General features: G+C 72.2%; 19 protein-coding genes. 3 read left to right on the top strand and 16 right to left on the bottom strand.

Annotated features, from left to right (window positions below; genetic code table 11):
* Window positions 1-123 precede the first annotated feature (123 nt).
* From EDD30_RS02335 to EDD30_RS02315, 5 genes are all read right to left on the bottom strand, one after another.
* Complete coding sequence (locus tag EDD30_RS02335; protein WP_244945077.1) at window positions 124-2,670, bottom strand: FtsX-like permease family protein; 2,547 nt, start codon at window positions 2,668-2,670, stop codon at window positions 124-126.
* On the bottom strand, window positions 2,667-3,122 hold the full coding sequence (locus EDD30_RS02330; RefSeq protein WP_071806225.1) for a flagellar basal body-associated FliL family protein: 456 nt from the start codon (window positions 3,120-3,122) through the stop codon (window positions 2,667-2,669). The genes EDD30_RS02335 and EDD30_RS02330 overlap by 4 nt, the downstream gene beginning before the upstream one ends.
* A gap of 268 nt (window positions 3,123-3,390) precedes the next feature.
* A complete protein-coding gene (locus tag EDD30_RS02325) occupies window positions 3,391-4,068 on the bottom strand; it encodes a response regulator (RefSeq protein WP_071806224.1) in 678 nt (225 codons plus the stop codon).
* Complete coding sequence (locus EDD30_RS02320) at window positions 4,065-5,246, bottom strand: sensor histidine kinase (protein WP_244945076.1); 1,182 nt, start codon at window positions 5,244-5,246, stop codon at window positions 4,065-4,067. Before EDD30_RS02320 ends, EDD30_RS02325 begins: the two co-directional genes overlap by 4 nt.
* 259 nt (window positions 5,247-5,505) lie before the next feature.
* Window positions 5,506-6,369 (bottom strand): SCO6745 family protein, encoded by an 864-nt coding sequence (locus EDD30_RS02315; RefSeq protein ID WP_084556489.1) that lies wholly within the window; start codon window positions 6,367-6,369, stop codon window positions 5,506-5,508.
* Between the two features lie 392 nt (window positions 6,370-6,761).
* Here EDD30_RS02315 and EDD30_RS02310 point away from each other — a divergent pair, with 392 nt between their 5' ends.
* Complete coding sequence (locus EDD30_RS02310) at window positions 6,762-7,262, top strand: hypothetical protein (RefSeq protein WP_071806221.1); 501 nt, start codon at window positions 6,762-6,764, stop codon at window positions 7,260-7,262.
* A gap of 112 nt (window positions 7,263-7,374) precedes the next feature.
* On the opposite strand, the gene smpB is transcribed toward EDD30_RS02310, so the two are convergent.
* The 6 genes from smpB to EDD30_RS02280 form a co-directional block, all read right to left on the bottom strand.
* A complete protein-coding gene (gene smpB / locus EDD30_RS02305; RefSeq protein WP_071806220.1) occupies window positions 7,375-7,869 on the bottom strand; it encodes an SsrA-binding protein SmpB in 495 nt (164 codons plus the stop codon).
* A gap of 327 nt (window positions 7,870-8,196) precedes the next feature.
* The gene (locus EDD30_RS02300; RefSeq protein ID WP_071806219.1) at window positions 8,197-9,411 is read right to left on the bottom strand and encodes an ABC transporter ATP-binding protein; all 1,215 of its coding nucleotides are present in this window, start codon (window positions 9,409-9,411) and stop codon (window positions 8,197-8,199) included.
* A 30-nt stretch (window positions 9,412-9,441) separates the two neighbouring features.
* On the bottom strand, window positions 9,442-10,272 hold the full coding sequence (locus EDD30_RS02295; protein WP_071806218.1) for a carbohydrate ABC transporter permease: 831 nt from the start codon (window positions 10,270-10,272) through the stop codon (window positions 9,442-9,444).
* Window positions 10,269-11,216, bottom strand: coding sequence for a carbohydrate ABC transporter permease (locus EDD30_RS02290; RefSeq protein WP_071806217.1), 948 nt, complete (start codon window positions 11,214-11,216; stop codon window positions 10,269-10,271). The genes EDD30_RS02295 and EDD30_RS02290 overlap by 4 nt, the downstream gene beginning before the upstream one ends.
* Window positions 11,217-11,245: 29 nt before the next feature.
* Window positions 11,246-12,559, bottom strand: coding sequence for an extracellular solute-binding protein (locus EDD30_RS02285; protein ID WP_211277824.1), 1,314 nt, complete (start codon window positions 12,557-12,559; stop codon window positions 11,246-11,248).
* Window positions 12,560-12,584: 25 nt separating this feature from the next.
* Window positions 12,585-13,022: a hypothetical protein gene (locus EDD30_RS02280; protein WP_071806216.1), complete on the bottom strand. Its 438-nt coding sequence runs from the start codon at window positions 13,020-13,022 to the stop codon at window positions 12,585-12,587.
* A gap of 171 nt (window positions 13,023-13,193) precedes the next feature.
* On the opposite strand from EDD30_RS02280, the gene EDD30_RS02275 reads away from it, so the two are divergent.
* Window positions 13,194-13,517: a putative quinol monooxygenase gene (locus tag EDD30_RS02275; RefSeq protein ID WP_071806215.1), complete on the top strand. Its 324-nt coding sequence runs from the start codon at window positions 13,194-13,196 to the stop codon at window positions 13,515-13,517.
* On the opposite strand, the gene EDD30_RS02270 is transcribed toward EDD30_RS02275, so the two are convergent.
* Window positions 13,459-14,256, bottom strand: a complete 798-nt coding sequence (locus tag EDD30_RS02270) for an SGNH/GDSL hydrolase family protein (protein WP_244945075.1) — start codon at window positions 14,254-14,256, stop codon at window positions 13,459-13,461. The two genes, EDD30_RS02275 and EDD30_RS02270, sit on opposite strands and share 59 nt — an antisense overlap.
* A gap of 96 nt (window positions 14,257-14,352) precedes the next feature.
* A complete protein-coding gene (locus EDD30_RS02265) occupies window positions 14,353-14,907 on the bottom strand; it encodes a hypothetical protein (RefSeq protein ID WP_244945074.1) in 555 nt (184 codons plus the stop codon).
* A 45-nt stretch (window positions 14,908-14,952) separates the two neighbouring features.
* On the opposite strand from EDD30_RS02265, the gene EDD30_RS02260 reads away from it, so the two are divergent.
* Window positions 14,953-15,522, top strand: coding sequence for a TetR/AcrR family transcriptional regulator (locus EDD30_RS02260; protein WP_071806213.1), 570 nt, complete (start codon window positions 14,953-14,955; stop codon window positions 15,520-15,522).
* Here EDD30_RS02260 and EDD30_RS02255 read toward each other — a convergent pair.
* From EDD30_RS02255 to EDD30_RS02245, 3 genes are read right to left on the bottom strand one after another with little or no spacing between them, the layout of a single operon-like run.
* Window positions 15,498-16,877, bottom strand: coding sequence for a (Fe-S)-binding protein (locus EDD30_RS02255; protein ID WP_084556487.1), 1,380 nt, complete (start codon window positions 16,875-16,877; stop codon window positions 15,498-15,500). The genes EDD30_RS02260 and EDD30_RS02255 overlap by 25 nt on opposite strands.
* Window positions 16,877-18,019 (bottom strand): FAD-binding oxidoreductase, encoded by a 1,143-nt coding sequence (locus EDD30_RS02250; protein WP_071806212.1) that lies wholly within the window; start codon window positions 18,017-18,019, stop codon window positions 16,877-16,879. The genes EDD30_RS02255 and EDD30_RS02250 overlap by 1 nt, the downstream gene beginning before the upstream one ends.
* Window positions 18,019-19,470 carry an FAD-linked oxidase C-terminal domain-containing protein gene (locus tag EDD30_RS02245; protein WP_071806211.1) on the bottom strand — a complete coding sequence of 484 codons (1,452 nt, stop codon included), beginning with the start codon at window positions 19,468-19,470 and terminating at the stop codon, window positions 18,019-18,021. Before EDD30_RS02245 ends, EDD30_RS02250 begins: the two co-directional genes overlap by 1 nt.
* Window positions 19,471-19,618: the final 148 nt, after the last annotated feature.

The raw sequence follows: 19,618 nt of genomic DNA, 5'->3' as shown, positions 1-19,618 counted from the left end.
GTCACTTCGACCGCGCGGAGCCCCGGCCCGGCGCCGGCCGGCGCCGCGCCGGCACTGCCGATGGTCCCGCCGGCGACACCATAGTGTTGCCGGCTCCATGGGTGGCGCCAGAGCTTGGCCGGGTCAGTCCGGCGTACCGAGAGCCTGGACCGGGCTGACCCGGGTGGCGCGGCGGGCCGGCAACAGCCCGGCCAGGGCGGTGGCGGCGGCCAGTGCCGCGACGACAGCCGTGAGCCGCCCGGCCGGAAAGACCAGTGGTGCGCCGAGGTTGAGCGCCCGCACGGTCAGCCACGCGTACGGCACGCCGAGGAGAAGGCCGAGGATGCCGCCGAGCACGCCGTACAGGCCCGCCTCCATGCCGATCATGAGGCGGAGCCTCGCCCGGCCCAGTCCCAACGCGCGCAGGAGCCCGAACTCGTGGGTGCGCTCCTGCACGCTGAGACCGGTGGTGGTGCCCACGCCGACGACGGCGATGAGGACGGTGAGGCCGAGCAGGCTGAGCGCGATGGTCGAGATCAGCTCCAGCGTCTCGCCGTCGCCGTCCCGCTGGTCGGCCAGCACCTGGAGGTCGGCGCCGGCCAGGCCGCCGGCGGCCCGCTCGACCGCGGCTCGGGCCGCGGTGCGGCCGGTCGCACTGTCGTCGGCGCTGTCGGCCAGCACCGCGAGAGATGCCGCGGCGACGCCGAGCCGGTCCAGATCCGCCGGTACGGCGATGATGTCGGCGTTCAGCGGGGCGTCACCGGACAGGGTCGCCGCGACGGTCAGCCGCACGGACCTCCTGCCGCCGCCGACGTCGAGCGCGTCCCCGGCCCGCACCTCCAGTGTCGAGGCCAGTTCGTCATTCACGACGACCCGTCCAGGACCGAGGTCTGCCAGGTCTCCCGTCGCCGCGTACAGGTCCTTCAGTCGAGGTAGGGCGGCAAGGTCCAGGTCGATCGCGCTCGCGGCGAAGCGACCCATCGTGACGTCGGCCCGCCGGTACGTCGTCACGTCGCGCAGGTGCGGCAGCGCCCGGAGGTGACGTACCACCTCGGGCGGGACGCCGGAGTCGCCACCGCGGAGATGCAGGTCGGCCGGGGCGCGCACGGCCATGCCGCGGGCGGCCCAGCCCTGCAGGCCGGCGATGGCCACCATCGTGCCGGCCACCAGGGTGACGCCGAGCGCGACGACGGCCGAGACGGCGGCGGCCCGGCGGGGAGTGCCGCCGACACCGCCGACCGCGAGCCTGCCGAGGGGACCGAACCTCCGCAGTGCCCGGCCCGCGACCGCGAGCGCGGGGCGGACCAGCAGCGGCCCGAGGGCGATGAGCGCCAGGAAGGCCAGCGCACCGGACACGACGATCAGCATCAGGGCGGGAAAGCTGTCGTACTGCTGGTCTCCGGGCGCGGGGATCTGGTCGACAACCATCCCGACGATCGCGGCGGCGCCGGCGGCGAACAGCATGCCGGCGAGGAGGCGCAGCACCCCGATCCGGCGCTCGGCCGCCATGGTTCCGGCGGTGCGGAGCGCCTGCAGCGGGGCGACGCCGGCGGCGGACAGCGCCGGGGCGAGCACCGCACCCATCGTCACGACGACGGCGCCGGCCACGACCGCCAGGGCCGCGACCACCGGCGGTACGGGTGCCGGCAACTGAGCGCCGAAGACGCCGGCGACGGCCGGTGCGGCATATCCGGCGCCGAGGGCGAGCAGGACGCCGGCCGTGCCCGCGCCGAGACCGGTGAGGGCACCTTCGGCGGCCAGCGCCCGCACGAGCTGGCTTCGCTGTGCCCCGATCGTGCGGAGCAACGCAAGCTGACGCAGCCGTTGCGTGAAGACGATGCGGAAGGCACTGGTGGCGACGAGTGCCGCGGCGACCACGGCGACGGCGAGGAACATGGCGACCGCTCGGAAGAGTTCGTCCAGGTCGCGTACCCGCTCGCGGGCTTCCCGGTCGCGTACCAGATCTCCTGGAACGACCGAGACGCCGCCGGTGCGCGGCAGTGCGGCGGAAAGCCGCGCGGACAGCGCGGCGTCCGCGGCGCCGGGTGCGGCTTGCACGTCGAGCCGCTGGTAGCCCCGCACGCCGACGATGCCGGCGACGAGGTGGGCGGGCGCGTAGCCGGTCGCCGCCTCGCCCGTCGGTCCCTGCACGATCGCGGTGACGGTGACCGCGACGCTCCTGCGGTGTCCACCCCGGTCCTCGGGAAGCCGCAGGTTGACGATGCCACCCGGCGCCACGTTGAGCTGCGCCGCGGCAAGCCGGTCGACCGCCACCTCGCGGAGACCGTCCGGGTAGCTTCCGGACACCACGCGCACCCGCGACAGGGCACCCGTGCCCGGGTCCCCGTCGAGGCGCAGGAAATGCTCGGTGAGACCGCCTCCGGCCACCGGCAAGCCGTTGTTCAGGCGGGGTGCGACCGCGCCGACGCCGGGCACTCGCCGTACGGCGTCCGCCTCGGCCTGCGTGATGAGCGGTTCCTCCTCGGCCGTCACCACGAAATCGGCCGCCGGCGAGGTCCCGCTGAACCGCTCGAGCGTGGTCCTGACCGCGATCTGCTGCGCCAACACCGCGGCGAACACGACGAACGCGGCGATGAGAACCGACAGGCCGGTCATGACGAGCCGGCCCGGGCGGCTCAGCATCCCGGCCAATTGGGTACGCAGCACGGCCCGCTGCGGTTCTCGGCTCACCGGGACCCCGCCACGGTGCGCAGGGCGGAGACGATCGGCGGGAAGGTCAGGGTGCGTCCCGCCTCTTCGCAGTGGCCGTTGGCCTCGTCGCGCAGGTCGGTCACCTCGCGCGGAGCGGGCGGTCGACCCTCACCGGTGGCCGAGGCGACGGCCCATCCCTCGTACTGGGCGACGAGCGCACCCAGGTAGCCGTCCTTCATCCCCGTGATGCGCATCTGCCGGGTCTCCGCGGCCCACTTCTCGGCGGCGGCCTTGTCGCGGGGGACCTGCCGCGCCCGGTCGATGATCGACTGGGCGAGGGCGCAGTCGGCCGCCGACGCCTGGCTCGGTGCCTGGTATCGGCGCCACAGGTACGCGCCGGCCACCACCGCCCCCACCATCAGTACGACGGCGATGAGGCCGGCCACCAGCAGCGGACGCTTCTTGTTCGGGGTCGACGACGGAACGGCCATGAGGCACCTCGGAGAGCTTGACGGGCGACACGGTTTTCCGTGTTCCGCAAAGTCTCGGCGGGGCGTGGCCCGGGCACATCGGAGCAGGATCTGATCTCGGAACCGCGCGGTGCGCCACCGGTCGTACGACCGTGGTCGTACCCGGGGCCGGACGTCGGTCGCCGGGCTGGACGTGCGTCGCCGGGCTGGACGTGCTTCTCGGGGCTGGACGTGCTTCTCCGGGCTGGACGTGCTTCTCCGGGCTGGACGTCGGGCCCCTCGCCGGGCGTCAGCCGCCCGGCCGGACCAGGCCGAGCCGGTAGGCGAGCACGACGGCCTGCACCCGGTCCCGCAGTTCGAGCTTCATGAGGATCCGTCCGAAGTGCGTCTTCACCGTGGCCTCGGCGACATGCAGGCGGGCCGCGATCTCGGCGTTCGACAAGCCCTCGGCCACCAGCTCGAGAACCTCCCGTTCCCGCTCGGTGAGGATGGCGAGGCGGTCGTTCTGCGGCTCCGGCGGGGGAGCGAGCCGCCCGGCGAGCCGGTCCAGCAGCCGCCGGGTCACGCGCGGCGCCACGACCGCGTCACCGGCGGCCACCACGCGGATGGCGCTCAGAAGCTCTTCCGGAGGAGCGTTCTTCAGCAGGAAACCGCTCGCGCCGGCCTGCAACGCCGCGAACGCGTCCTCGTCGGTGTCGAAGGTGGTCAGCACCAGGACGCGGGGCGGCGCGGCGCGCTCCGTCAGCCGGCGGGTGGCCTCGACGCCGTCCATGACCGGCATCCGGATGTCCATCACGACGACGTCGGCGACGACCCGGTCGAGCAGGGACAGTGCCTGCGCCCCGTCCTCGGCCTCGCCCACCACCTCGATGTCGGGCTGAGAGGACAACACCATCGCGAACCCGGCCCGGATCAGCGGCTGATCGTCGACGACCACCACCCGGATGCCCGCCGAGTCGCCGCTCACGCGGTCCTCACCGGGAACTCCGCGCGTACCTGCCAGCCCGGCCCCACCCGCGGCCCGGCGGTGAACCGGCCTCCGACGGCGGCGACGCGCTCACGCATACCGACCAATCCGTTGCCTCCCGATCCGGGTACCCACGGCGCATCACCGGCCAGCCGGCCGCCGCCGTCGTCAACAACCTCCACCATTGCGGCACCCTCGCCGAACCGCAGCGTGACGGCCGCACTGGCCTCCGGCCCGGCGTGCCGCAGCGTGTTGGTCAAGCCCTCCTGCGCCAGCCGGTACAGGGTCGTCTCGTCCGCGGCCGACAGGCCCCGCGGCTCACCCTCCAGGCGCAGCTCCACCCGCAGCCCCGCCGCCCGAACGCCGGCCACCAGGGCATCGAGCTGCGCGATGCCGACCGGACGACGGTCCTGCTCCGCATCGCCCGCATTCGTCCCCCGCAACACATCGACGATACGGTGCATGTCCTCCAACGCATCACGGCCCGTCGCGGCGATGGCCCGCAGCGCCTCCGTCGCACGGTCGAGGTCCGCCTGGACGAGATACCGGGCCCCGTCGGCCTGCAAGATCATGACAGCGAGGCTGTGCGCCACCACATCGTGCAGCTCCCGGGCGATCTCCGCCCGCTGCTCGACCGCGGCCAGCCGGGCCAGGTGCGCGCGCTCACGCTCCGCCGCGGCGGAACGCTCCTCGAGGCTGAGCACGTACAGCCGGCGCGTGCGCAACACGAAGGCGGTCAGCCACACACCCGCGACCAGCCCGGTGACCGCCAGCAGCTCGGTGACGTCAACGGACCAGGAGTTGCTCAACGGCACCGGGATGGCGAACGCCACCACCACCCCGAGCACTCCTACGACGCCGGCGGCGTAGACCTGCCACACCCGCTCGGCATGGGTCACCACCGACACCATGGCCACCAGGACAGCCACGTCGTAGCCGGTCGGTGCGCCCGCCAGAGGCTCGGACGCCGGCACCGCCGCCAGCAGCCATTGCACCAGCGCGAGCACGGCGACGACCGCCATCACCACGAGGGGAGCACGCCGCCGGAAAACGACCGCCAGCGCCATGGCGCACCCGATCGCCGTGTCGTAGCCCTCGTCGTAGAACGACGTCGCATAGGCCACGACCAGCGCGATCGTCACGTCGTACGCGGTGCGCGCCCGCGGATCGGCCAACATCCGGCGCACCATACCGACACCCTACGACCAGCCGTCACCCAATGTGGCGACCCCGCCTTCCCGCCCCGACGTCAGACTTCGGCTCGATTCCGGTAGCGGCCGCAGGGAGGGCGGCTTTGTCGCTTTGGTCAGGTGGGCGGGTGCCGCTAGAGGGTGGCTGGCCTGGTCGCTTTGGTCGGGTGGGCGGGGCCGCCGGAGGGTGGCTGGCCTGGTCGCTTTCGTCGGGTGGGCGGGTGCCGCCGGAGGGCCGGTGGCTCGGTCACTTCGGTCGGGTAGGAAGGGCTCCGGCTAGGAAGCCGGCCTTCAGCAGGGTGCGGCTCAGCGGCCGGACCAGCTCCGCCAGTCGGACGCAGCCGTCGGTGCCGAGGCTCTCGTATGCCGGTGTGGCCAGGCGGTCGGTGTCCGCTTCGAGGCGGGCGCGCAAGGCGCGGCCCTCGTCGGTGATGTCGTCGCCGGTCATCAGGCCGCGGGAGCGCAGGGTCTCCGCGGCGGCGGCCCATTCGTCTCGACTCCAGCCGCGGCTGGAGCGCAGGAATCCCTCGCTCGCCTCGCCCGAGGCGGTGTGTAGGACCATCGACTCGAGCCCGGACAGCCCGGCGAGTAGCAGCGCCGCCACGTGGCCGTCGCCGCGGAACTCACGGAGCAGGGTCTGGGCGTGCCACAGGACCAGGTGGGGTTCCTTCGGCCATTCGAGGTCGGCGTGGGCCGCGTAGAGGGGGCGGCCGGCCATGTGAGCGGTCGCCGAGTCGGCGGCGCGCCGGGCCAGGGTGGCCGCCTCCGCGACCTCGTCGCTGCGCAGGGTGTCGCCGCCGAGGCCGCGCTCCAGGGCCGCGTCGGCCGCGGCGAGGCGTGCCTCGATCGCGGCGGCCGGGCTGACCTTGGTCCAGATCTCCGGGAGGAAGCGCGCCACGAGGCCGGGATGGAAGTTGTAGAAGCTCGCGATCACCGGACCCGGGCCGACGGGGCCGAAAGCGCCGCCGCGAGCCGCGAAGTAGCCGGCACGGGAGGACAACCCCAGGGCCTCGAAGCGTTCGGCGGACTCGGGCACGAAGTAGACCATCGCGTGCAGGGGCTCGGCGAACCGCCATGCCTCGCGGGCAACCGCCGGATCGAGCGTCGTCATGCGGGCCATCCTTTCATTACCGACGAGTATGTGCGACGTGCTGTGGCTTACGAAGCTCTTACCGTTCCGCGCAAAGGCTGGCCGGGGGAAGGGCGGCCACGGAACCATGGCGAGGAGAGGGCATCGAGGGGAATGACTGCGACGGAAGGAATGCGAGGGGAGGGCAGCAAGGAGGGGCGGCAGGAGAGGGCAGAGAAGAGAGAGGGCAACGACGGGATGAGGGCGAGGGAGGAGAGCCAGCGGAGGAGGACGGTGAGGGAGGACGGTGAGGGAGGACGGTGAGGGAGGACGGTGAGGGAGGACGGTGAGGATGAACGGCAGGGAGGGTGGCGGAAGAACTCCGGAGGAGGAGGGCGACGGAAGTTCGGCGACGGGGTCGATAGGCTGCGGGGGTGGACGACCTGGCGGACCGGATCGCGGCGCTGACGTTCAGTGGGCTCACCCAGGAGCAGGTGACGGCGCTCGTGATCGACACCGTCGCGGGATGGGGTGAGGCGCAGGGGTGGCGTGTCTACCGACGGGCGCCCAGCGTGATGCGGCTGCCGCCGCCGATGGAGCGGCAGCATTCCGTGCTCGACGTCGCCCTGGCGAGGCCGGCCGCGCCGCCGATCGTGGTCGAGGTCGATCACACCGATCGACGGCGTACGGTCGAGAAGCTGCTCGCCGAGGCGGAGGAGGGCCGCATCCCCATCTGGGTGCGCTGGGGTCCGGGCCGCATCGCCGAGGCGCCGCCGCCGATTCACGTCATCGCGTTGCACGTGACCCGCCACCAGGGCCGATACTCCCGCAACGATCTGCCTGCGCCCGAGCACTCCGCGCGGTCCGGCCTGCCGTCGGAGGCCGCCGAGCTGCCCCTGCCCGCCTCCGAGCACTCTGCGCGGCGGGGCCAGTAGTTGGCGGGCGTCGCGTCGCCGTGCCCGCTCCCGAGCGCTCTGCGCGGCGTGGTCGGCGGTCGGGAGGTGCCGAGCCGCCTCTGGCCGCGGCGGAGAGCGACGCCGGCGGTTCTTAGCGGGTGCGGCCCTTGAGGTGCCGGCCCATGGCGCGGGCGATTTCCCGGTTCGCGTCTCGCTCGGCGATCGCCTGGCGCTTGTCGTACTCCCTCTTGCCCTTGGCCAGGGCGAGTTCCACCTTTGCCCAGCCGTCCTGGAAGTACAGCGACAGCGGCACCAGAGCGATGCCCGGCTCGCGGAGCTTGTCGAGGATGCGGGCGATCTCCACGCGGTGCAGCAGCAGTTTGCGGGTACGCCGCGGCGCATGGTTCGTCCATGAGCCGAACCCGTACTCGGCGATGTGCAGGTTGTAGAGCATGATCTCGCCCTCGTGCTCCTGGGCGAAGGCGTCGACGATGGACGCGTACCCGGCACGCAGCGACTTCACCTCCGTGCCGGCCAGCACGAGGCCTGCCTCGTAGGTCTTGAGGACCGCGTAGTCGTGCCGTGCCTTCCGGTTCGACGCGATGACTTTGCGGCCGGTCTCCCTGGGCGTGGCCGACCTCCTCACTCGCTGCGGCTGATCGTGCGAGCTTACGACAGGCGGCCGATGTCTTACTGCGAGCCGAGGACGACCCAGCCCGGGGCGTGTCGTCGCGGAGCCCATGCGGGCGGTCCGGGTGAAGGCGGGCGGTCCGGGACGGGGCTGGGGTCAGGGGCGAGGGGCGGATGGTCAGGGGCGAGGGGCGGATGGTCAGGGGCGAGGGGCGGGCGGTCCGGGACGAGGGGCGGGCGGTCCGGGACGAGGGAGGGCGGTCCGGGACGAGGGCGCGGCAGGCTGCGCGCCGACCGGGATGTCGCGGAGCGGCACCTTCGCGACCTCCCGGCCGGCCAGCTCTCACCCCGCGCGCTGCGGCGGAACCTGCGCCTCGGCCTGCCGGCCGCCGGCTTCCTCCTGCAGGGTCAGATTCCTCCCGGTACGCGGATCGAACAGCAGGATCCGCGACGGGTCCAGCCACAGCGAGGCCTTCTCCCCGTCGCGCACCCGGCTCGTCGGGTCCAGTGAGACCACCATCTGCGTGCGCATCTGTTCGCTGTCGAGCTCCCGCTGCAGGCCGGCGAGCTGTTCGGCGATGTCGGCGGGCGCCTCGTACGGGATGAAGGCGTATTGCTCGTTGCCCAGCCACTCCGTGACGTCGACCTCGACCTCGAAGATCACACCGCGGTCGCGCTTGCGTTCCTCGACCAGGGTGGCGTCCTCGAAGTACTCGGGGCGGACGCCGGCGATCAGCACCTGGGCGTCGCCGACCCGGTCGGCGATCTCGCTGCGCAGGGGGCAGGTGAGGAACGGCAGCCGCAGCTCGTCGCCGCGTACGGCGGCCGGCAGGAAGTTCATCGGCGGCGAGCCGATGAATCCGGCGACGAACAGGTTGGCGGGCTTCTCGTAGAGCTCGCGCGGGCTGGCGACCTGCTGGAGCTCGCCCTTGCGCAGCACGGCGACCCGGTCGCCGAGGGTCATGGCCTCGGTCTGGTCGTGGGTGACGTACACCGTCGTGGTGCCGAGCCGGCGCTGCATGCGCAGGATCTCGGTGCGCATCTGGCCGCGCAGCTTGGCGTCCAGGTTCGACAGGGGCTCGTCGAACAGGAACGCGTCGGCCTGCCGGACGATGGCGCGGCCCATGGCGACGCGCTGGCGCTGCCCGCCGGAGAGCTGGCTGGGCTTGCGGTCGAGGTGCTCGTGCAGTTCGAGGGTGTCCGCGGCGGCCTTGACCCGTTCGTGCACCTCGGCGTCCGGGGTGTGCTTGAGCCGCAGCGGGAATGCGATGTTCTCGAAGACCGACAGGTGGGGGTAGAGCGCGTAGTTCTGGAACACCATGGACAGGTTGCGGTCGCGGGGCGCCTTCTGGTTCATCCGCTCGCCGCCGATGAGCAGGTCGCCGGAGGTGATGTCCTCGAGTCCGACGATCATCCGCAGCAGGGTGGACTTGCCGCAGCCGGACGGCCCGACGAGGATCATGAACTCGCCGTCGGCGATGTCCAGGCTGACGTCCTTCACGGCGTGGTAGCCGTCGGGGTACGTCTTGTCGACGTTCTTGATGGTGATGGCTGCCATCTCGGGCGTTCCTCTCTCGCTTCGCCGGGCTCAGCCCTTGACGGCGCCGGAGGTGAGTCCGGCCACGATGCGCCGCTGGAAGATCAGCGTCACGATGACGATGGGGACGGTGACGACCACGGACGCCGCCGCGATCGCCGCCGTGGGCTGCTGGAACTGCGACGCGCCGGTGAAGAACGCCAGCGCGGCGGGGACCGGGCGGGCGGCGTCGGTCGAGGTCAACGAGACGCCGAAGACGAAGTCGTTCCAGCCGGCGAAGAACGCGATGATCGCCGTGGTGAAGACGCCGGGCGCGGCGAGTGGGACGATCACCCGCCGGAACGCCTGCCATGGCGTCGCCCCGTCGACCTGGGCCGCCTGCTCCATCTCCCAGGGGATCTCGCGGAAGAACGCCGACAGGGTCCAGATCGACAACGGCAGCGTGAAGGAGATGTACGGGATGATCAGCCCGAGCCAGGTGTCGAACAGCCCGACCGCGCGCCACATGTCGAACAGCGGCCCGATCAGCGAGATCACCGGGAACATGGCGATCGCCAGGGCCACGGACAGGATGACCTTCTTGCCGGGGAAGTCCAGGCGGGCGATCGCGTACGCCACGAACATCGCGATGATGACACTGAACGCGGTGGAGATGAACGAGATGCCGATCGAGTTGCGTAGCGCGCTGGTGAACAGGTCGGTCTGGAACACCGTCCGGTAGTTCTCGAGGCTCCAGTCGGTCGGCAGGAACTGCTTGTTGTAGATGTCGTCGCCGGGCTTGAGCGACAGCGAGATCATCCAGGCGATCGGGGTCAGCGTGTAGAGCAGGATCAGGATCGCGCCGATGATCCAGGCCACCTGGGAGCGTCGGGTCGTGGTCATCGGCGGTCCCCCCGTACCTGTCCGAGGTCGGTCTTGAATCCCTTGATGAAGATGAACGCGATCAGCAGGACCGAGAGGAAGAGCAGCACCGAGACCGCCGAGCCGACGCCCAGCGCCACCCGGGTGATGTTCTGCCGGTAGGCGAGGAACGACAGCGTCTCGGTGCCGCTGGCGCCGGCCGTCATGACGAAGACGTTGTCGAAGACGCGCCAGGCGTCGAGGGTGCGGAACAGCAGCGCCACCATGATGGCGGCCTTCATGTTCGGGATGATCACCTTGAAGAGCCGTTGCCGGAACGTCGCGCCGTCCACGTGGGCGGCCTCGATCAGCGAGCCGGGCACCTGGGCGAGGCCGGCGAGCAGCAGCAGGGCGATGAACGGCGTGGTCTTCCAGATTTCGGAAGCGCAGATGGCGACCAGTGCCGACCAGCGCTGGCCGAACCAGTCGAAGTCGCCCAGGCCCAGCCAGTTGTTGACGAACCCGGAGTCCAGGGCGAACGCGTAGCGCCAGGCGAAGGCGGAGACGACCGTGATGATCCCGTACGGGACGAGGATCGAGGTCCGGACGGTCCGGCGGCCAAAGATGATCTTGTGCATGACCATGGCGAGCGTGAAGCCGATGACGAGCTCGAGCGAGACGGTGACCAGGGTGATCAATGCCGTGGTCCCCACGTCCTCCCACCACAGCGGATCGGTGAGCACCACGAGGTAGTTGTTGAGCCCCACGAACTCCTTGCCGGCCGGGTCGGTCAGCCGGTAGCTGAATGTGGAGAGATAGACGGCATTGGCCATCGGATACGCCGTCACCGCCAGCATCAGGATGAACGCGGGAGCGGACAGCAGCCAGCCGAGCCGGCGCTCGTGCAGCGCGCGGTCGGTGAGCTCGAGCGGGGGTGCCTTGCGGCGCGCCGACGCCCTGGCCGGTGGTTCTCGGGTGACCGTCACCGGGACCTCCTCTCCGGTTCGCGGGGCCGTCACAGCAGCCGCCGGTCGTGCAGGACGTCGTCGATCAGCTTCGCGGCGGTCGCCGGGGTCGTCTCCGGGTTCACGCCGGCCGGCGTGTGCCAGGTGCGCTGGACCGCCGCGGAGACGTCGCCGTAGTACGGGGTGATCGGGCGGGGGCCCGCGTCGTTGATGGACTCGCGCATGAGGTCGGCCATCGGGTACTTCGCCCGGACGTCCGGGTCGTCGTACACCGAGCCGGTCGCGACCGGATCGCCCAGGCCGAGGAAGCGGATCTTCTGCATCGGCGGCGAGATCAGGCACTTGACGGCCTCGACCGCGAGCTCCTTCTTCGTGCTGAACTTGCTGATGCCGATGTTGGCGCCGCCGATCGGCGGCTTGCTCGGCACGTCGGCCTTGACCCGGGGATAGCGCGCCCAGGCCACGTCCTCGAGCACGGAGGGATCCGTCGTGCCGTCGGCGACGTTGCCCTGCAGGGAGGCGTACGCGTACGGCCAGTTCAGCATGAACCCGCCGCGCTCGCCCTGGAACGTGATCCGGCCGACCTCCTCGTCCGCGGTGGACAGCGCCGGATCCGCGGCGGGCGAGTTCGCCAGCTTGGCGATGATCCGGGCGGCCTCCCTGCCCTCGGGCGAGTCGATGGAGACGGTGGCGTCGCGGCCACGCTCGTTGTCGCGGATGATCGAGCCGCCCGCGGACTCGATGAGCCCGTTGACCCACACCATGTAGCCCTCGTAGCGCTTGCCCTGCTCCGAGATGATCGTGTTGGTCCTGACCGCCGCGTCGATCATCTGATCCCAGGTGAAGGTCGGCGAGGTGGGATCGACGCCGGCCTTCTGTGCCACCGACTTGCGGTACCAGAGCAGTTGGGTGTTGGCCGAGTACGGCACCCCGACCAGCTTGCCCTTCCACTCGGCGGTCTTGATCGGCGACTCGAGGATGTCGGTCAGCAGCTCCGAGCGCTGGGCGTCGGTGAACTCGTACAGCCATCCGGCGCTGGCCAGCTCCGGGTTGTACGGCGGGTCGATGGTCATGAAGTCGATCGACGGGTCCCCGGCGGCGAGCCGGCGGACGATCTGTTCGCGCTGGCCGTCCGCGGTCGCCGGCAGTACCGAGGTGGCGATGGTGTAGCGCCCGCCCGAGTTGCGGCTGCACTGGGCCGCCGCCTCCTGGGTGGCGCCGGTGTTGTCGGGATTGATGTACCAGTTCAGCGTCCGGGCGCCGCCCGCGTCGCCGCCGCATCCGACCAGGGCGGAACAGGCGAGGGCGGCCGCGGCGGCCGCCGCCACCGATCTGCGGTGGCCGGCCGTTCTCCTACCGATCACGGGCGTGCTCCTTATCGGCTCCGGGTCAGCGCGGGCGATCACCCGCCAGCAGACCGACGGCGGGCAGGGCCAGGCCCGCCTCGGTCAGGTCGTGCAGCAGCCGGCGCAGCGTGGCCGGGGGCATGCCGGCGTGCGCGGGAGGTACGGAGGCCGGCACGTTCAGCGCGCGCGCCGCCCCGACGGCCAGGTCGGTGATGGCCGCCTCGAGGGCGCGCAGCCGCACCCCGCGCGGGCCCGGCCGGGTGTCGGTGCGGAGTTCGTCGTGCTGGAGCAGCAGCCGGCGCAGGTCTGTGGCGAGCTGCTCGATGGGTGGGCTGTACCTGTACGTACGCAACGGGTAGTCCCGCCGCCGGGCGAGGTGCCACAGGGCCCGGGCGACGCGTGGAGCGTAGAGCGCCACGCCCACGGCCAGCGTGGGCGAGAGCATGATGACAGCGATCTGTCCGGCTCTGGCGAGGTCCACGGCGGATCCTCAGCGGTTGTTCACCGATCGAATGCAACAAATGACTGCTCGTAGCTAACGCGCATTGATCGTGGGTGTCAACACTGGTTCGATTTAGCGCGTTCTCATCATCTGAAGGGCAAGATGGACCGAGCGGCCCGCCGCCCGTGATCGCAGGAGAGAGAAGCGAAGATGATCTTTATTACGGCGAAGTTCCTCGTCAAGCCGGAGTCCGCGCAGCGATGGCCGGAGATCACCGCCGCGTTCACCCGGGCGACCCGGGCGGAGCCGGGCTGCCTCTGGTTCGACTGGTCCCGCGGCCTCGACGACCCGCACGAGTACGTCCTGGTCGAGGCGTTCCGGGACGACGCGGCGGGCGCGGCGCACGTGAACTCCGCGCACTTCCAGCAGGCCCAGCGGGAGCTGCCCCCGCATCTGCAGTCGACGCCGAGGATCATCAGCCAGACGGTGGACCGGGACGACTGGTCCGAGCTGGGCGAGCTGGCGGTCGGCTGACCGCGGCGAGCAGGGCCGGATACCACCGTACGGCGATCTTGCGGTCGCCCGCGCGGTTCGGGTGGACGCCGTCCGGGGTGTCGGTGGCGGTGTCGAAGCCGGACCACTGGTCCACGACCGTGATGGGCGAGCCCGCGGTGGCCAGGGACGCGGCCCAGCCGGGCACGGCCGCGTTCAGCGCGGCCACCCGCCGCCCGCACGCGCCGCAGCCGGCCGGGTCCATCGGCAGGATCTGCGCGACGAGGATCCTCATCCGCGGGTTGGACGCGCGCATCTGAGCGACGAGCGTGGTGAAGGCCGTCAGGATCGCCGCGACGGGCCGGTTGCGCCAGACGTCGTTGGTGCCCAGGTGCATCATCACCACGTCCGGGTGGGTGGCCGAGAGCCAGTCCGGCAGCAGCTCACGCGCGGCCACGTCGGTGGCCAGGAAGCCGCTGTGTCCCTCGTTGCGGCCGTCGTGGGCGAACCCGCACCGCCGGGCGGAGCGCGTGCCGACGAAGTCCACGCCCGGCAGTCTCCGCCACAGCAGCGCCCGCCAGCAGCCGGGCGAGCCGGTGATCGAGTCGCCGAGCGCCATGACCCGGACCGGCACGCGGGGCGGCGTGGCCGGCGGGGGAGTCCCGGCCCGGGCGGCCGGCGGGGACGGCAGGCCCGGGGCGGGCTCCCGCCCGAGGGTGACCATGAGGGCCGGCGGCAGCAGCAACGCCGCCGCGCCAAGTGCCAGCCTGCGTCGCTGCACGGATGTCCTCCCGGGAATCGGGTTCGCCACGCGAATCCCATTTGCTCACACATCCGCCGGACCCGGCGCGGCGATTCGTGAACCCGGCTCGAATACTTAGCGTGTCTCGCGGCGCGGGAACAGCGTGTAGCTGAACGAGATGACGAAGTCGATCACTACCGCCAGGCCCCAGGGCCTCATCACCGACCACAGCGGCAGGGTCCGGTCCACATCGCCGACCAGCAGGGTGAAGAGGCTCAGGATGGCAGCGGTGGCGGCGTACGCGAGCAGGTGCTCCAGCCAGGTCCGGCGCTCGTGGGCGGCGCGGGCGGCTCCGGTCCGCGGCGCTCGCACCGGCGGGGGGCCACCCCCGAAGCGGTGATGTGCCCGCTGGTCGGCCCACCGGATCATCCGGTGCCCGAGGACGATCGACACGCCCAGGTAGACCGCGGCCAGCCCGTGGGCGAGGTGCGCCTCGCCGCCGCCGCGCAGATCCACGACGGCGATGGCGAGCAGCGCCACGTCCACCAGGGGCACCGACCACAGCAGGACGGTGCTCAGCCTCCGGCGCCTCAGCAGGTAGCGGGCGGCCAGGCCGGCCACCAGCAGCACCCAGAAACCGACCTCGCAGGCGATGATCGCGGCGATCAATGTGTCCTCCCGTTCTCGCACGATCGTGCTACTACCTTGATAACACAGTCGTGCGATAATCGGGAGATGCCGAAGGTCGTCGATCATGCCGCCCGCCGCCGAGAGCTGGCCGCCGCGGTCTGGCGGGTCATCGCCCGCGACGGGGTGGCCGAGGTCTCCATCCGGACGGTGGCCGTCGAGTCGGGATGGTCATCCGGCGCCCTGCGGCACTACTTCGCCACGCGCGCCGAGTTGCTCGCCTTCGCCTGCGAGGAGGTGATCGCCACGGTCACCCGCCGTCTCGAGAATCTGCGGCCGGAGGGCACCGCGCGCGAGGCCGTCGAGGTGCTGCTGTGCGAGACCATGCCGCTGGACGAGCGGCGCCACCTGGAGTCGTCGATCGCCTTCGCGTTCCTCGCGCTCGGCCTCGGTGACCCGGAACTCGCGCGGGTCCAGCGCCTGCACTTCACCGGCATGGCCGGGTTCTGCCTCCAGTTGGTTCCCCATCTGCTCCCCGCCGGTGCCGACCACCAGCGGGCGGCCCGGCGGCTGCACGCGGTCGTCGACGGCCTGACCGTGCACATCCTCGCCGGCCATCTCACCCCGGACGAGGCCGTCGCGGAGCTGGCCGCCTATCTGGACGACCTCGGAGGCTGAGCCCCCAGCGCGGCGGGATCGAGGCCGCGCAGCGACGCGTCCAGCACCTGGGCGGTGTGCGCCGTCGCGACCTCCCCGCCGAGGCGCCGGACCGCGGCGGCGACTTGCATGAGACAACCCGGATTCGCCGTGACCAGCAGCCGCGCGCCGGTGGCCAGCACGTTGCGGGCCTTGCGCTCGCCCAGCTCCGCCGCCGGCTCGGGGTGCAGGACGTTCCACACGCCCGCCGAGCCGCAGCAGATCTCCGGGTCGGCGATCTCCCGTACCGTCAGCTCCGGTATGCCGGCCAGCAGCTCCCGCGGCTGGGCGCGGATGCCCTGGGCGTGAGCAAGATGGCACGCGTCGTGGTACGCGACCGTTACCGGCAGGGGGTACCGGGTCGCGACCGGGCCGAGCTCGACCAGCAGCTGCGACAGGTCCCGCACCCGAGCGGCGAAGGCGGCGGCGGGCGCGGCGTACGCGGGATCGTCGCGCAGCAGGTCGGCGTACTCCTTCATCGCCGAGCCGCAGCCCGCCGCATTGACCACGACATGGTCGACGCCCGCGCGGGCGAACGTGTCCACGATCCGCCGGGCGAAGCGCTGCGCCTCCGCGCGGCGCCCGTTGTGGACGCTGAGCGCGCCGCAGCAGCCCTGCGCCGGCGGGACGACGACCTCGCAGCCCTCGGCCGCGAGGATCCGGATCGTCGCGGAGTTCACCTCCGGAAAGAAGGCGCTCTGGACGCAGCCGGTCAGCACCCCGACGACGGCCCGCCGCGCGCCCACGGCCGGCACCAGCCGCGGCGGGCGAGGAACCGTTCGCAGGCGCGGGGCGAGGGACTCCAGCGTGGCGAGGGTGGGCCCGAGCCGTTCCATCAGGCCGGTGCGAGCGGCCAGGCGCCGCAGGCCGCTGGCCTGGTACGCCCGCAGCGGCCCGCGCAGCAACCGCAGCCGCCGCGGGTACGGGAAGAGCGCGAAGATCGCCGCCCGCAGGGCCCGCTGCCGGGGCGTACGGTCGAAGCGCCGTTCGACCTGCGCCCGGGTGTCCTCGATCAGCCGGTCGTAGCGGACCCCCGACGGGCAGGCGGTGACGCATGCCATGCAGCCCAGGCACCGGTCGACGTGCCGGACCATCGAGGCGCTCATCGGCTCGCCGTCCAGCCCCGCCTGGATCAGATAGATCCGGCCCCGCGGCGAGTCCGCTTCCTCGCCCCAGAGCGCGTACGTCGGGCAGGTGGTCAGGCAGAAGCCGCAGTGCACGCAGTCGCCGGCGACGGCGGCGCTGGGCGGGCGGTCGTCGTCGAAGGCGGGGGTGCCCGCGATCGGGCCGAGGACGTCGGGCGGATCGTCGTGCGTACCCCGGGTGGCGTCGACCATCAGATGCCTCCTACGAAGCGGCCGGGGGCGAAGCGGTGCCCGGGATCGAAGCGGTCCTTGACGCGGCGCATGAGGTCCAGGGCCGGCACCGGGCCCCACATGTCGACGCGCTGCCGCACCGGCTCCGGCGCGGTCAGCACCACCGCATGCCCGCCAGCCCGGGTCGTGGCCGTCCGCAGCCTCGCGATCGTCGCCGGAATGTCCGAGCTGACATGCGCGTAGAGCACACCCGCTCCCGCGGAACCCCGGATCGTGACCTCGGGGGCGGCCGCCAGCAGCGAGGGTAGCTTGGACAGCGCGGCGGTGAGCTTGACGCCGACGCCGTCCGGCGGCCACGGCAGGGTGCCCCACCACGGCGGGAGATCGCCGGTCGCGCCGGACAGGCACTTCTCGAGCCGGGCCGCCCGGTCCCGGACGCCCGCGGCGGTGCCCTCCACGAGCACCGCGACGGTGACGGGTCCGGAGCCGGTCCGGTCGACCTCCACGGCGCTGGGTACGACCTGCTCCGCGCGGACGGCCGCGAGCAGCGCGCCCACCTCGGCGACCGGGGCCTCGCCGAGCACCACCGCGCGCTCCGGTGGCACGGGGTGCAGGCGGAAGGCGCATTCGGTGATCAGCCCGAGGGTGCCGTACGAGCCGGCGAACAGCTTGCCCAGGTCGTACCCGGCGACATTCTTGACGACCTTGCCGCCCGAGCGGGCGACCGTGCCGTCGGGCCGGACCACCGTCATGCCGATGATCAGGTCGCGGGCCGCGCCGTAGTGCAGGCGCCGCGGCCCGCTGGTGCCGGCCGCGACCGCGCCGCCGACGGTGGCGCCGGGCAGCGGCGAGTCGAGGGCGAGCTGCTGGGTGCCGAAGTCCAGGTCGCCCAGCGGGGTGCCGGCGCGGACCACGGTGATCAGGTCGCCGGCCGCATGCTCCACGACGCCGCTCAGCCGGTGGGTGTCGACGATGAGGTCGAGCCGGCGCGGGGGCATGCCCCACTCCAGCTTGGTGCCGCCGCCGCGGATCACCACGGCGAGGTCCTGCTCCGCGGCCGCGCGCAGGATCCGCGACGCCTCCTCGGTGGTGGCCGGGGCGGCCACGAACCGCGCGGGCCGGCCCGCGACCACATCGCCGTCGACGGCGGGTTGCCAGCGCATCAGAAGATCTCCGCCGCGGCGCCCGGATCGGTCGCGCGGTGCCGGCGCGGCACCTCGCCGCAGAGGCGCGGGGTGGGGAACACCTTGCCGGGGTTGGACAGTCCGGCCGGGTCGAAGGCGCACCGCAGCAGGTGCATGGTCTCCAGGTCGTCGGCGGTGAACATCCGCGGCATGTACTTCGCCTTGTCCGCGCCGACGCCGTGCTCGCCGGTGATCGAGCCGCCGTACTCGATGCAGAGGTCGATGATCGCGCCGGACACCTCCTCGGCCCGCTCGGCCTCGCCCTCGACCGCGTCGTCGAAGAGCACCAGCGGATGCAGGTTGCCGTCGCCGGCGTGGAAGACGTTCGCCACCCGCACCCCGCGCGCGTGCGCGACGTCGGTGATGCGGCGCAGCACCTCGGGCAGCGCGGTCCGCGGGATCACCCCGTCCTGCACGATGTAGTCGGGGCTGATCCGGCCGACCGCGGCGAACGCCGACTTGCGGCCCTTCCAGATCAGGGTCCGCTCGTCCGTGTCCGCCGCGATCCGCAGCTCGGTCGCGCCGGCGGCCTCGCACAGGGCGGTGACCTGCGCGAACTGTGCCTCGACCTCGGCCGCCGGACCGTCCAGCTCGACGATGAGCACCGCCCCGGCGCCCGGGGGATAGCCACAGGCCACGGCCGCTTCCGCGGCCTCGATCGCGAGGGCGTCCATCATCTCGATCGCCGCCGGGACCACACCGGCGGCGATGATCGCGGAGGTGGCGGCGCCGGCCTCGTCGGTGGTCGCGAAGGCCGCGAGCAGCGTACGCACGGACTCCGGCAGCCGGGTCAGGCGTACGGTGACCCGCGTCGCCACCCCCAGCGTGCCCTCGGACCCGACGAAGGCGCCGAGCAGGTCGTAGCCGGGCGTGTCCGGCGCCCGCCCGCCCAGCTCGACGAGCGTCCCGTCGGGCGTGACGATCTGCGCGCCGAGCACGTGGTGGGTGGTGAAGCCGTACTTCAGGCAGTGCGCGCCACCGGAGTTCTCCGCGACGTTGCCGCCGATCGAGCAGATCTGCTGGCTCGACGGGTCGGGCGCGTAGTAGTAGCCGTGCGCGGCGGCGGCCTTGCTGACGTCCAGGTTGATCACGCCGGGCGCGACGACGGCCCGTTCGTCCTCCGGTGCGATCTCGACGATCTCGCGCATCTTCGAGGTCACCACCAGCACGCCGTCGGCGTGCGGCAGCGCACCGCCGGACAGGCCGGTGCCGGAGCCCCGGGCCACGAACGGCACGCCGGCCGCGGCGCAGGCGCGGACGGTCACGGCGCACTCCGTCGCATCGCGGGGTAGCACGACGAGCCCCGGCGTGACCTTGTAATGGGCGAGGCCGTCGCACTCGTACGTCCGCAGCTCCTGGCGATCGGACAGCACCCGGTCGGGGCCCAGCGCGACCCGCAGCGTGGCGGCCAGTTCCTCGAGCGACGTCATCGGCGACCTCCCTGCACGACAATTTAGCAAGCGCGCGAGGGAATCGATCGACGTCATTGTCACAACGGAAACGTTATCTATGAACGTCTATGTTCCCGTAAGGTTTCGGTTCGTCTGGAGAGATCCCCCAGGCCGATCCCAGGAGGCT

Origin of the sequence: Couchioplanes caeruleus (assembly GCF_003751945.1) — a bacterium.
Taxonomy (GTDB): Bacteria; Actinomycetota; Actinomycetes; order Mycobacteriales; family Micromonosporaceae; genus Actinoplanes; species Actinoplanes caeruleus.
The sequence above is the reverse complement of the archived record's forward strand: the minus strand, read 5'-3'. Positions and strand labels throughout refer to the sequence as shown.